The organism is Shewanella algidipiscicola (assembly GCF_900380485.1).
Lineage (GTDB): Bacteria > Pseudomonadota > Gammaproteobacteria > Enterobacterales > Shewanellaceae > Shewanella > Shewanella algidipiscicola.
Genome location: NZ_OXJV01000018.1, coordinates 78,105 through 91,877 on the forward strand (window position 1 = coordinate 78,105; position 13,773 = coordinate 91,877).

General features: G+C 47.0%; 9 protein-coding genes. 2 read left to right on the plus strand and 7 right to left on the minus strand.

Features of this window, described 5'->3' with window-relative positions; all coding sequences use genetic code 11:
* Positions 1 to 46: 46 nt before the first annotated feature.
* Entirely contained in the window at positions 47 to 1,960 is a 1,914-nt protein-coding gene (dnaK, locus tag DN599_RS14210) for a molecular chaperone DnaK (RefSeq protein ID WP_110458254.1), read from the minus strand.
* Between the two features lie 299 nt (positions 1,961 to 2,259).
* On the opposite strand from dnaK, the gene DN599_RS14215 reads away from it, so the two are divergent.
* Positions 2,260 to 3,180 carry a DMT family transporter gene (locus DN599_RS14215; RefSeq protein ID WP_110458255.1) on the plus strand — a complete coding sequence of 307 codons (921 nt, stop codon included), beginning with the start codon at positions 2,260 to 2,262 and terminating at the stop codon, positions 3,178 to 3,180.
* Positions 3,181 to 3,390: 210 nt separating this feature from the next.
* Here DN599_RS14215 and DN599_RS14220 read toward each other — a convergent pair whose 3' ends face one another.
* The 4 genes from DN599_RS14220 to DN599_RS14235 all read right to left on the minus strand — a co-directional run bounded on the left by DN599_RS14220 (position 3,391) and on the right by DN599_RS14235 (position 9,839).
* Positions 3,391 to 4,665 (minus strand): glutamate-5-semialdehyde dehydrogenase, encoded by a 1,275-nt coding sequence (locus DN599_RS14220; RefSeq protein ID WP_110458256.1) that lies wholly within the window; start codon positions 4,663 to 4,665, stop codon positions 3,391 to 3,393.
* Positions 4,666 to 4,718: 53 nt separating this feature from the next.
* The gene (proB, locus tag DN599_RS14225; protein WP_110458257.1) at positions 4,719 to 5,837 is read right to left on the minus strand and encodes a glutamate 5-kinase; all 1,119 of its coding nucleotides are present in this window, start codon (positions 5,835 to 5,837) and stop codon (positions 4,719 to 4,721) included.
* A 230-nt stretch (positions 5,838 to 6,067) separates the two neighbouring features.
* Positions 6,068 to 7,357, minus strand: coding sequence for an NCS2 family permease (locus DN599_RS14230; RefSeq protein ID WP_110458258.1), 1,290 nt, complete (start codon positions 7,355 to 7,357; stop codon positions 6,068 to 6,070).
* A 943-nt stretch (positions 7,358 to 8,300) separates the two neighbouring features.
* The gene (locus tag DN599_RS14235) at positions 8,301 to 9,839 is read right to left on the minus strand and encodes a M17 family metallopeptidase (RefSeq protein WP_110458259.1); all 1,539 of its coding nucleotides are present in this window, start codon (positions 9,837 to 9,839) and stop codon (positions 8,301 to 8,303) included.
* Positions 9,840 to 10,096: 257 nt separating this feature from the next.
* Here DN599_RS14235 and DN599_RS14240 point away from each other — a divergent pair, with 257 nt between their 5' ends.
* The gene (locus DN599_RS14240; RefSeq protein WP_110458260.1) at positions 10,097 to 11,557 is read left to right on the plus strand and encodes an aminoacyl-histidine dipeptidase; all 1,461 of its coding nucleotides are present in this window, start codon (positions 10,097 to 10,099) and stop codon (positions 11,555 to 11,557) included.
* A gap of 259 nt (positions 11,558 to 11,816) precedes the next feature.
* Here the strand turns inward: DN599_RS14240 and DN599_RS14245 are convergent, their stop codons facing one another.
* Positions 11,817 to 12,776, minus strand: coding sequence for an alpha/beta hydrolase family protein (locus tag DN599_RS14245; RefSeq protein WP_110458261.1), 960 nt, complete (start codon positions 12,774 to 12,776; stop codon positions 11,817 to 11,819).
* Positions 12,777 to 12,875: 99 nt separating this feature from the next.
* Positions 12,876 to 13,418 carry a DUF4287 domain-containing protein gene (locus DN599_RS14250; RefSeq protein WP_110458262.1) on the minus strand — a complete coding sequence of 181 codons (543 nt, stop codon included), beginning with the start codon at positions 13,416 to 13,418 and terminating at the stop codon, positions 12,876 to 12,878.
* Positions 13,419 to 13,773 lie beyond the last annotated feature (355 nt).

Here is a 13,773-nt window from a genome sequence, read left to right on the forward strand (position 1 = left end):
AGTTTCCCCATAACGCCCGCTGGAAATAATTTAGGCTAAGCCTGAATTATTTTTTGTCGTCTTTAACTTCTTCGAACTCAGCATCGACAACATCATCAGCAGACGAATCAGTTGATTTTTCAGCTTGTTCACCTTGGCCTGCTTGTGCCTTAGCTTGAGCAATTTCCATCAACTTAGCAGATGCTTCCATCAGTGCTTGAGTCGCTTTCTCGATAGCTTCTTTGTCGTTACCTTTACTTGCGGCATCAACATCGGCCATCGCTGCTTCAATTTTCTCTTTGTCTTCGCTTGGTAGCGCATCACCTGCTTCTTCGATCTGCTTCTTGGTCGCATGTACCATGCCATCGGCTTGGTTACGGGCGGTTACAAGCGCTTCGAATTTAGCATCTTCGTCTGCGTGTGCTTCAGCATCACGAACCATAGCTTCAACTTCTTCTTCACTTAGACCAGAAGAGGCTTTAATGGTGATAGCCTGTGCTTTACCTGTCTTCTTGTCAGTCGCAGACACATGCAAGATACCATCAGCATCGATATCGAACGCCACTTCAATTTGTGGCATACCGCGTGGTGCAGGCTCGATACCTTCTAGGTTAAATTGACCTAGAGACTTGTTGGCACTTGACTGCTTACGCTCACCTTGAAGTACGTGAATTGTCACCGCACTTTGGTTGTCATCTGCTGTAGAGAAGGTTTGACTCGCCTTAGTTGGGATAGTCGTGTTCTTCTCAATTAGCTTAGTCATTACACTACCCATGGTTTCGATACCAAGAGAAAGTGGTGTAACGTCTAGCAATAGTACGTCTTTTACGTCACCAGAAAGTACACCAGCTTGAACTGCTGCACCGATAGCTACCGCTTCGTCTGGGTTAACGTCTTGGCGGATCTCTTTACCAAAGAAGGCAGAAACTTCTGCGCGTACTTTAGGCATACGAGTCTGACCACCAACCAAAATCACTTCGTTTACATCCGATACTGATAGATCAGCATCAGCCAAAGCCACTTTTAGAGGCTCAAGTGTACGAGCGATCAAATCTTCAACCAATGACTCAAGTTTAGCGCGAGTAACCTTAACCACTAAGTGCTTAGGACCTGTCGCATCTGCCGTAATGTAAGGCAAGTTAACTTCAGTCTGTGTGGTGCTAGAAAGTTCAATCTTCGCTTTTTCAGCAGCTTCTTTTAGACGCTGCATTGCTAGCGGATCGTTACGTAGATCGATAGACTGCTCTTTCTTGAACTCATCAGCTAGGTAGTTGATTAGACGGTTGTCAAAATCTTCACCACCTAAGTGAGTGTCACCGTTTGTGGCCAGTACTTCGAATGTTTGCTCGCCATCTACGCTGTCGATTTCGATGATAGAGATATCGAATGTACCACCACCTAAGTCGTACACAGCAACAACGTTATCGCCTTGCTTCTTATCGATACCGTAAGCCAATGCCGCAGCAGTTGGTTCGTTAATAATACGTTTAACTTCAAGACCCGCGATACGGCCAGCATCTTTAGTCGCTTGACGCTGTGAGTCGTTAAAGTATGCAGGAACGGTAATTACCGCTTCTGTTACTGGCTCACCTAAAAAGTCTTCGGCAGTTTTCTTCATCTTCTTCAGAATTTCTGCAGACACTTGTGGTGGCGCCATTTTCTTACCGTGCGCTTCAACCCATGCATCACCGTTGTCAGCACCGATGATCTTAAATGGCATGATGTCTACATCGCGCTGTACTTCGTCATCTTTAAAACGACGACCAATAAGACGCTTAATCGCAAAGAAGGTGTTCTTTGGGTTTGTTACCGCTTGGCGCTTAGCTGGCTGACCCACTAATACTTCTTCACCTGTGTAAGCGATGATTGAGGGAGTCGTGCGATCGCCCTCTGCGTTTTCAATTACGCGAGCCTTGCCACCATCTAATACAGCAACACAAGAGTTGGTTGTACCTAAATCGATACCAATAATTTTACCCATGGAGTCCTCCAATAAAAACTTTTAACGAATGCTAAATTTGTCATCTGATTCAGATATGGGGATAGGCGTCGTGATTTTCAAGCCTTACTATCCAAACCAATATCTTTCCTTAACACCCTATATTGGGCCACCAGAGATGATTACAAGGGTTAAAAATATAAAAATTAACTTAATTGAACATTTTTTTGGCTGAAAGCCAGTTCACCCGCCATTTGATGGGTATAATGTAAACAATTAACCACCCTCGACAGCTCACGATAATCCTACCGTGAGCTATTTTCAGTTAGTGAGATAAATCAGTGAAATCATCGAGCCAAGCCTATTTGTATGCCATAGGGGCCGTACTATTATGGTCGACCGTCGCCACCGCATTTAAATTAGCCTTAAGCCACTTTACGCCGTTGCAATTGGTGTTTATTGCCGTCTCCAGCTCCATTGTGGCACTGACGATTATCTTATTAATTATGGGCAAGCTTCACCTAATTCAACGCCAATGGATGAGCCGCCCTTGGTTTTATCTACAAAGTGGGCTGCTCAATCCGTTTCTCTATTATTTAGTGCTGTTTAAGGCCTATGATCTGTTACCGGCGCAGCAAGCGCTGTCGCTCAATTACACTTGGGCCATTTTGCTACCGCTATTATCTGTGCCACTGCTCAAACAAAAGCTACGCAAAAGCGATCTCACCGCGGCGCTTATCGCCTATCTTGGGGTGTTTATCATCGCAACAGACGGCCATATTACCGATATCCACTTTGATAGCGCAGCTGGGGTCATGCTCGCATTGACCAGCACAGTACTCTGGTGCCTTTATTGGATAATCAACACCAAAGACAGTGGCGACCCAGTGGTTAGCCTGCTACTCAGCTTCTTAATGGGCTTGCCCTTTATTGTCGTCACTCTGCTACTGACAGAATCGCTTCCCACCTGGAACACCAACGCCTTTGGCGCTGCGGTTTATGTGGGATTATTTGAGATGGGGGTCACTTTTGTGCTGTGGTTAGTGGCTCTGAAAAAAGCCGACCGCACTGCCAGCATGAGCACACTAGTGTTTATCACACCAGTATTATCAGTAGGCTTTATCGCTTGGATATTACAAGAAACCATAACCCGCTCGACCTTCATCGGCCTTGGATTAATTTTATCGGCATTGGCACTGCAGCAACTGCTACCACAGCTAAAACGCCGCCCGCCCAAGGCGCCCGTTTCACCAGGGTTATAACAGGCGCTTCCCCCGTCGAAGCTATCTATTAGCCATTTAAATCAGCTTGTTAAACTTGATTTAAATGCTTGTACTGAGATCCCATCAGTAAAGAGATCGTTAAACATAAAAAAAAGAGAAAGCAATTTAGGATAACTGCTTTCTCTTTAAGCTGCGTTAGTTTTACAGGCTTTGACTTTGTAGTGGTGAACTGCACTTAGGTCAACGCCATTAGCGACGGGCGGTATAATCCCCAACCCCAATCCACTTATACGTGGTTAAGGCTTCAAGCCCCATAGGGCCACGCGCATGCAATTTCTGCGTCGACACCGCCACCTCGGCGCCAAGTCCAAATTGGCCACCATCGGTAAAGCGCGTACTCGCATTCACGTATACCGCCGAGGCGTCGACCTGATTAACAAAGTAGGCCGCAGCGTGAATATTATCAGTTAATATTCCCTCCGAGTGGCCACTAGAATATTGACGAATATGGGCAATGGCGGCGTCAATATCATCGACCACCTTAATACCTAATGAGAGTGCTAACCACTCCTGAGCATAGCTCTCCTCAGTGGCATCATGTATATCAACCGCAAAGCCATCAGCCAAGGCTTTGGCCTGTGGACAGGCATAAAAGCTCACGCCTAAGTCAGCCAATTGACGGTACAATTTAGGCAGTAACTGGGCGGCAATGTCTCGATGCACTAACGCGGTATCCAGTGCATTACACACAGTTGGACGCTGCACCTTGGCGTTGGCAATCACCGCTATCGCTTTATCGATGTCGACCTCTTTATCGGCATACAGATGGCAAATGCCGATCCCGCCCAATATCACCGGGATAGTCGCTTGCTCGGCGCATAAGCGCTGCAGATGTTGGCCGCCACGGGGCACTATCATGTCAATGTAACGGTCGAGCTTTAATAGCCCTGTCACTAAGGCGCGATCGGCACTTTGGATCAACTGCACCGCATCGGCAGGTAAACCTTGCGCGGTTATGGCCTCACGAATCGCATCACTGAGCGCCACATTCGACTGCAAGGTTTCCTTGCCACCGCGTAAAATGACCGCATTGCCTGTCTTGAGGGCCAGCACCGCAATATCGACGGTGACATTTGGCCGCGCTTCATAAATCACCCCAACGACCCCTAATGGCACCCGGCGACGCGACAAACGCAGCCCGTTATCGAGCAACTGACTTTCTAACTCGGTTCCCACAGGATCGGCAAGGCGTATCACATTGTCGATATCGGCAATGACATTATTAAGACGGGCCTTATCGAGCAGTAAACGATCGATCATCGCATCATTGAGGCCGCTTGCGCGCGCATTAACCACATCCTGCCGATTAGCCGCGAGAATGGTGTCACTATGGGCGGTTAATGTGGCGGCGATGGCGCTTAATAGCTGTTGTTTCTGCTCGCCACTGAGATTAGCCAGTGCATAGCTTGCCTGTTTTGCTTGCTGACCTAGCGTCTGCAAGTAGGCTTGATGATGTTCGAACACACCCTTACTCCTCAAGTTATCTCAGCTGTTATTGATATTAATATGGCGTACCTTTACAGCACCACCATATCGTTACGATGCACAACGGCAGCGCCATAATCGTAGCCAAGGATAGAATCAATTTCCTCAGAGTGTCTGCCGGCAATGACCAGCAGATCCTTGGCGCTGTAACGACTCATACCCCGCGCATATTCACGCCCCACTTCGTCCACCAGCTGCAAGGTCGCGCCACGCTCAAATTGACCACTAACACTGACAATGCCTTTTGACAGTAAACTACGCCCTTTTTGGGTGACGGCCACAATCGCGCCACTGTCGAGCACTAATTTTCCCTTAGTGGCAGGCCCAGCTAAGATCCATTGTTTACGGCTTTCAAGTGGGTTTTCTAGCGCGGTAAAGTGCGTTCCGACCGCCTCTTTACAGACCGCATCTTGGATAACCCTTGGTCTGTGCCCTGACGCGATGACCACTTCAATACCGGCGCGGCGCGCAATATCGGCGGCCTGCAACTTGGTCGCCATGCCGCCCGTTCCTAAACCAGACACGGCTCCGCCTGCAAGCCGACGTAAACTGTCATCAATATTAACCACCTGTTTAATCAACTTGGCATCAGGATTAGCGCGAGGATCGGCATCGAACAACCCTTTTTGGTCGGTTAATAAAATCAAAAGATCGGCATCACACAATAGCGCCGCCCGAGCCGATAAATTATCGTTATCGCCCACTTTTATCTCGTTGGTCGCCACCGCATCGTTTTCATTAATGATAGGAATGATGCCATTGGCTAATAATGCATTAAGCGAGTCTCTGGCATTGAGATAACGCTCTCTGTCATGCAGATCGGCGCGGGTGAGCAACATCTGCCCGACATGCAACCCATAAATACTAAACAGTTGTGACCACGCCAGAATAAGTTGTCCCTGCCCCACAGCGGCCAATAGTTGCTTATTGGCCACTGTATCGGGCAGGCTGGGGTAACCTAAATGTTCGCGCCCAGCGGCTATGGCCCCCGAGGTACACAACACCACTTCAATGCCAGACTTCATTAAGCTTGCCATCTGGCGTGCCAGTTCAACCATATGTGCCTTATCTAACTGCCTAGAGCCGGATGTCAGCACACTGGTACCCAATTTCACCACCACACGGCGGTAACCAATCTCACTTAAGTTCATTTTTATAGGGGAAGAAAAAACCGAAGTTAAGGTTATACCCAATCCCTTGCAAAAATGGTAGTGAACAAGATAAAAGTTTAGCGCTATATCGACATGGATAAATTAGCCCCAATAAAAAGGGCCATACTGTGTATGACCCTTAATGACATTGCGGTAAATAAGCGAGTTAACCTATCACCATTGCGTGCTTAAATGCCGTTTAATAACACCCACGCCATTAATAGTCAGCATTAGCCATAGATAAACTTAGCTAAAAATAGAACGGCTAATACCGCCACGCCCAGGCTCAAATCTTTATAACGACCACTCAGCAGCTTAATCGCCGCATAGGCAACAAACCCCATGGCTATCCCCGTTGCAATCGAGAAAGTCAGCGGCATTAAGATACATACCACCACTACAGGAGCCGCTTCGGTTAAGTCATCCCAATCAACATGCATTAGGCCCGACATCATTAAGATAGCCACATAAAACAAAGTGCCTGCGGTGGCGTAGGCTGGCACCATACCGGCCAGCGGCGAGATAAACAGCGATAATAAAAACAGTATCCCAACCACCACGGCGGTGAGTCCAGTGCGGCCACCGGCACTGACACCTGCGGTACTTTCAATGTAACTTGTGGTTGTTGAGGTGCCTAACATGGCACCAGCAATGGTCGCTGTGCTGTCGGCAGTCAGCGCGCGGTTCAATCTAGGCAAGCGGCCTTTATCATCCAGAAACCCACCACGATGAGCAACAGCCACTAAGGTGCCAGAGGTATCGAACAGATCGACAAACAAGAAGGCAAATACCACCGAGAGCATGCTGATCTCTAGGACACTAGAGAGGTCCATTTTCATAAAGGTCGGTGCAATAGAAGGTGGCATCGCCATCAGGCCATTATATTGCACATCGCCAAATAATACGCCCAGCACGGTAATAGCCAGAATACTGACGATAACGGCCGATTTCATGCCGTGATGCACCATGGCGATGATAAGAAAAAAGCCCAGCACCGCCATCACAGCTGGAAATGCCGTCACATCCCCCATACTGACCAAGGTCGCGGGGTTCGCCACCACAATACCGGCACTCTTTAGCCCAATTAACGCCAAAAACAGGCCTATGCCCGCCGCAATACCTAAACGTAGCGACATAGGAATACTGTTAACAATCCACTCGCGAATTTTGACTAAAGATAACACCAGAAAACAGACCCCAGACAGAAACACTGCACCTAGTGCTGTTTCCCAGCTGTAACCCATTTCACCGACAACTGTATAGGTAAAAAAGGCATTGAGTCCCATGCCAGGTGCTAATGCGATAGGGTAATTAGCCACTATGCCCATAATTAAACAGCCAATGGCGGCCGCAAGACAGGTGGCCACAAATACTGCGCCGTGATCCATCCCTGCATCGGCAAGCATCATAGGGTTAACGAAAATGATGTAAGCCATGGTTAAAAAAGTGGTTAATCCGGCCACCACTTCTTGCTTCAAACTGGTTTGATGTGCTTTTAATTTGAATAGTTTTTCTAACATGGAACAAGGTTCCTTGAATAGTAAGTCATTGTATAGGGTAGTAATATCATTCAGTTTACTGGGATATCGCGCGCCGATTATACTCGACAACGCCCTTAATAACAGTCAATCAGAGGCAAGGATGCAGAACACTGAATTTTAGGTAAAAAAAAGCCTGCTCAAAGAGCAGGCAAGACATGTATCAAGTGTTCCTAACGGAAAGAGTTACCGCGCTAGCGGATGACACTGGCATATCATTCATGGGTCAATACGAACAATATACAACTTGAGTCTAAAATTCCCCAACATTGGGGTAAGGTTGATGGATGATGCAACTACTTGCTATCAAATGAACTAGGTTCAATTGATAAAGGGGTAGTTAACCCTTAAAGGGACATAGCAAACAATCCGCCACGCAGAGCATCAGTGTTAAACCAAGTATTCTGCCAATAAACGTATTGCATTCCTGTATAAGACATAGTCAAAACTCCTAACAAAGTTGAATAAATGAAACTTGATATTAGTCGCTCAAATAGGGCGATATACCGCAGAGTCAACTTGTCGCTCGGTTCCTTGGAGAATTATCCATCCTGGATAGACTTATGTTGAATGGCCTATGCCAACCAACGAGGCTATTATAGCCAAAAGCGTAATTTTATTACAACCCCTTAGGGCGGTTTTTTGTAAAAAAGGCTAATTTTGTAGTTTTAATACAACAAAGCAACTTTGGCGGCGCATTAAGATCACACTTTCTGGCATTTTTTGAACTAAAAGCGACAAGAGGCCAGCTTAAGCCAGCCTCCGCCATATAAGCTGGCTTAGCATAAAAAATGCCGGCTCATTCGACACACAAAATCAATGTTCCTCTGCTATTGCGCCAGTTACCCGACTCGGCCCAATTACCCTCCCCTGCGTCAATCGACGCCCACATCAAGTGAGCGCGAGTGCCATTGTCGCAAACACATTATTGATCGGCACACATATACTGAAACAGACTCACTAAAGGAGCCGCCGTCGGTTTACCATAAAGTGGCGAGCCTTCAGTGGCACTGCCTGCTATATCCACATGGGTATAAGCCAGCGGCTTATCACTCTTTAAGCCGTGGGCTTCTAATCCTGAAGCTTTAAGTAAAAATGCAGCAGGGTATTGATGACCACGAGCCGTGACCGAAGAAGGCGCATTATTGGATGACACAATATCGGCCGCCGCAGAGGGGTCGATAAGCATCTTATAATCTTCACGGCGCAGACGAGACACCTCGATAGGCTCTGCCCACACTTCACTCACCTCTTGCAATTGCTTCGCCACACGCTGCGAACGCGCCACAGCATTTTCAACCACTGCAGTATAATTGCCATAACAGCGCACCACATGCCCTGTTAGAGTTGCGACCGAAAACAGCTGCGGCGCCACCGCATTAGCAGCCTTAATACGTAGATGCGATAGGAGATCGGCCAAGACTAAACGTCCTTCGGCATCGGTATTACCGATGCGCACGCGCACGCCCGCATGACTACTGATGATCTCATCGGTAACAAAGGCTTCACTACCAATACTGTTACGCACCAACCCAAGCTCGGCAACAACCCTAATTCCCTTTGGCTTGAGTATCGCCAAGGTTTTCATCAGCCCGGCAATCGCTGCGGCCCCGCCTTTGTCACGGCTCATGCCCGCCATGCCGCCACCAACCTTAATATCGGCGCCACCAGTGTCGTACACCACCCCTTTACCGGCAAAAAAGTAACTGCGGGTGATCTCATCATCGGCACAATATTCCACCTTAACTACCCTAGGTTGATGGCGCGATACCGCAAAAGAGGAGCGCCCAACGGCGCTCAGCAGAGGATAATCACGCTCAAGCACATCCCGGTCTTCAATTACGCTCACGCTTAAACCCGAATCTTGATACGCCTCGAGGCAATACTGTGCAAACGCGGGGGCCGACATCCGCTCGGGCTCGGTACCACACAGATCTCGCGCAAGATGGCGTCCTGCTTCGATGGCATTAAGTACCTTGGCCTGCACATCACTAACCAATAAACCAATAGTGTCGATACCATAGGTGAGTGCTACCGCTTCACGCAGCTCTAATGCTTGCCATAGCTCTTGGCCACAAGCCAAAGCCGCAACAGGTAATGATTGACGATATTGGGGGGCGTTACTCGGTGAAATAATCAATAGTGGCTTACGAGCCCCTGCATCTTTAGCCAGCGCGATGCCTTGACGGGCAGCATCGACATAAATACGCACATCTTCAACATCCTTGTCATGCCCCAGTACTGGCGCGACAATTAAACGCCCGCCAGCCAAACCGGGCGCAAATAATAAGGTAGCACTACGCCCTACTCGCGCATCGACCTTAGCGCCATGGCGGGCCAGTAAACTGATTTCGTCGATACCGATAGCATCGATACTTGGCGTTACCACGATCAGTGCATCCCAGCCTGCACCTTCAAAAATGGCATCATTATCTTGTACATCAACAAACGTTATTGGATTCATATCCATTCCCTATGCTTGTGAACTCGATACCGCTCTGCGGCGGATCATCGCTGTCAAATTGTTGTGGCATTATTCACTTTATATAGCGATAAAGCCAAGTCAAATCAGAACTATTGTGAACCTATCTGGCAACTTTGTATGACAGATATCACAGGCAAAATCGACTTTAATCGACCCGAGTAAAATCACCCTATGATAGACTGTGGCCAATTTTGACCTCAAAGACCTATATTAAAGAATGAAAGAGGAGTTTGTCCGTGAGCACATTAAGTCAATTGCAACCTCAAGCCTTGTGGCAGTGGTTTGAACAGATCTGCGCCATTCCCCACCCATCAAAGCATGAGCAAGCATTAAGTCAACACATTCAAAACTGGGCCAAAGACAAAGGGCTCAGCGTTGTCGAAGATAAAGTTGGCAACCTAATCATTAAGAAACCCGCCACACCAGGCATGGAAAACCGTAAAGTCGTCGCCCTGCAAGCCCATATCGATATGGTGCCGCAAAAAAATGCCGACAAAGAACATGATTTTGAAAACGATCCTATCGAAGCCTATGTCGACGGTGATTGGGTAAAAGCCAAGGGAACAACTTTAGGCTCAGACAACGGTATCGGCATGGCGTCGGCGCTGGCGGTTCTAGGCAGCGACGACATTGCTCACGGCCCATTAGAAGTGCTACTGACCATAGATGAAGAAGCAGGCATGACCGGCGCATTTGGATTAGAAGCGGGTTATCTTGATGCTGAGATCTTGATCAACACCGACTCGGAGCAAGAGGGTGAGATCTACATGGGCTGCGCCGGTGGCGTTGATGCTCAAATCAGTGTGCCTATGGTATGGCAAGCGCCAGAGCCAACAAACGCAACCTATACCCTGTCGATATCGGGTCTCAAAGGCGGGCACTCAGGGGTAAACATTCATTTAGGCCGCGGCAATGCTAATAAGCTCCTCGCCCGCTTTTTATTTAATCACGCCGATGAGTTAGCACTTGAACTGACAAACTTTACTGGCGGCTCGCTGCGTAATGCCATTCCTCGCGAGGCAAGCGTCAGCTTTATGCTGCCCAGTGAAAATGTGGCGCGCCTAAATGAGTTAATGCAAGCATTTACCCAACTCGTTCGTCAAGAGTTAGCCATCGCCGACCCAGATATGCAGTTAACCCTGCAAGAGGCTCCAGCCGCGAAACAGGTAATGAGTGAAGATGCGCAGCAAACGCTTATCGATCTGCTGCATGCATGCCCTAATGGCGTGATGCGCATGAGCGATGAGATAGCAGGCGTAACAGAAACCTCTTTAAACGTTGGCGTGATCTCAACCGAAGCAGAATCAGTCAATATTCTTTGCTTAATTCGCTCGCTTATCGATTCTGGCCGTGAAGAAGTGGAAGGCAACCTAACAGCACTGAGCAACTTAGCGGGCGCAGAGGTGGAGTTTAGCGGTGCTTACCCCGGCTGGAAACCTGACAGCAACTCCCCTGTGATGGCGATTGTCAAAGACACCTATGAAGCGATTTACCATAAAGAGCCAACCATTATGGTGATCCACGCAGGGCTTGAGTGTGGCTTGTTTAAGAAGCCTTACCCTGAGATGGATATGGTCTCCATTGGCCCCACCATCCGCTATCCTCACAGCCCAGATGAGATGGTATTGATTGAGACCGTCGATCAATACTGGAAGCTGCTTCTAGCCGTACTCGAACGTATTCCAGCAAAAGCCTAAGCGGCGATTCATCAAAAAGGCGCCTATGAGTCATCATAGGCGCCTTTTTTGTCGGCAAAAATACATAACAATTTGTCAGCATATTGAATAAGTTTAAATAGCTTGCAGTAAACTCGCCCCCGAGAATTAACCACAATGAATGGCGCTTCTATAGGGAAGGTGTTTGTTTCTTCACATTCGATGCAAAAAGCTTGCTTGGGTTATATGACAAACGCCAAACGCTCAAAACTTAAATCTTTCTAAAACTCGATAGCATTAATCACTCTGCATCGAGTTGTTCTGTGTTGTTTAGCTGTCGCGTTAACCATGCTTTCATGTCGGCAATAACTTTTTTCCGTTCATTTTGGCCAGCACCATTGCTAAATCCATGGTCGAGTTTTTCATAAGTGAGATAATCAATGTTTTTATTTCCGGCTTTTCGTAACGCCATAATCATTGCATCAACAGCCTGCGGCGATACCGATAAATCCATCCCCGCCTGAACGATAAGCAAAGGAGAATTTACTTTTTGAAGCACATCAAACTGGTCGATAGATAACATTTGATGCCACCAACTATAACCATGCCCGCTCACCACAAGATTCAACGATGGTTGACTGTTAAGTACATGCTCAGAAAACCCCTTAAAGCCTTCAATGCTATCTCTGGCCGCTGCGCGGTTTTCATACTCAGAAGTGATATTGTATAAAACGTCATCGATGAACCAACGACCACCACCATTAAAGGAGATCGTTGCATCTACATCTTCATTGCTTGAGGCAAACAAATTGGCGACAAGCGCCCCTTCGCTCCCGCCGAGGACGATTAAATAACGGTATCGACGGTCCTTACGTACCCTATCGATAACGGTATTGATGTCCGCAACACGTTGCTTTGGACTATCGTTTTGAAGATATTGAACCGGGCAATCTTTTCGCTCTGTATCTGGGCTGTAACTGAGTTTCCTGTCAATTCCGTATTTTTCGATGAGAAGAAGATCAGCTGTCGGCCAGACATCTTGGTAGTCACTGAATATCGACTCAATTTGTAAAACACTGTTGCAGCTAGAGCCTTGAAGAATAAGCAACAACACATCACTGGGAGACTTATCAGGCTGACCTAGAAGATAATAATTTATTTGAGAGCCATCGAGCCTAGCCACGGTCAAAGACTCAACATCTCTAGCATATGTATTAAGCGTAATAAACAGCAATATTATAGGTATAACTGCGAACTTCATTTAGTGCCCCCAATGAGAGCAGATAATCGCTGACTCAACAGTGAAACTGCACCGAGTAAGCCATTAACCGACTCGTTTGATTGACTTTATCTATTTTGACTAAACAGATTTTTCGTATGCTTTTGATACCCAACCAATAACCTCAGCATCGACGTCAGATATGCTCTTTAGCTGTATTCTATGAGTACACATAGTACCAAATGGACCAGAATCCTCTAAGCGACCTTGAACCGCGATATCTTTGAGTTTCAAACCTAAATCTATTCTCGTTTTCGTTGCAGGTTTGATTAAGGCAAACTGTTTTTTTCTGATAAAACTGACACTTCCTTTTTTTGGCGTAATGACGATATCTTCACCTAACTTATTTATTTCTAAAAGAAGCATGTCATAAATTGGTTTAAGCAATGCTTTACCCTTATATTGCATTGACACCAAATCATCGGGAGAGTCAGTTTTATCTCTGGATAAGGTGACAATAGTATTGGCAAATCCATGCGTCACACCATGCTCTGTTTTTAAAAAAGTGACCGCTGCCGAGTGCTTTTCAAGGTTTTCTTTTTTCAATATTTGAATCCATTCTTCTAGCTTTTTGCCAGTTTTCTCAGGCATATTTTCAATCATGGTTTGCAGTGCTTTATCCATATACTCCACCTTTTAATTCAAAATATAACGCCGCATTAAGGCATAAAAACGCTACCACTAAACCTAAACCATTGCGCCATAAACACAAGCCAATCATGGTTAATTCTGAGTATGTTTTGGCACAAAAGTAAGCAGGCTGCTAAGTGAAGTCTTAGTGCATTCAGATCAAGGAAGCCAGTACACGAGTCACTCTGCCAATCACTACCCAAACAAAGTAAAAAAATGCCATACCCTCACTGCAAGGCCAACACACTTCGGGGCATAAGTGAGTCAGCGCAGGCTCGCTGACTCAAAGATGGACAAAAGTATCTTGGCCTTCGAATGAAGGTGTTGGCATTGTTTGGCTTGTAGCATT

What these genes read in the sequence shown, in the direction of transcription:
- dnaK (WP_110458254.1), bottom strand. Translation starts at nt 1,960, where the DNA reads ATGGGTAAAATTATTGGTATCGATTTAGGTACAACCAACTCTTGTGTT.
- proB (WP_110458257.1), bottom strand. Translation starts at nt 5,837, where the DNA reads ATGAACTTAAGTGAGATTGGTTACCGCCGTGTGGTGGTGAAATTGGGT.
- DN599_RS14230 (WP_110458258.1), bottom strand. Translation starts at nt 7,357, where the DNA reads ATGTTAGAAAAACTATTCAAATTAAAAGCACATCAAACCAGTTTGAAG.
- DN599_RS14235 (WP_110458259.1), bottom strand. Translation starts at nt 9,839, where the DNA reads ATGAATCCAATAACGTTTGTTGATGTACAAGATAATGATGCCATTTTT.
- DN599_RS14245 (WP_110458261.1), bottom strand. Translation starts at nt 12,776, where the DNA reads ATGAAGTTCGCAGTTATACCTATAATATTGCTGTTTATTACGCTTAAT.
- DN599_RS14250 (WP_110458262.1), bottom strand. Translation starts at nt 13,418, where the DNA reads ATGGATAAAGCACTGCAAACCATGATTGAAAATATGCCTGAGAAAACT.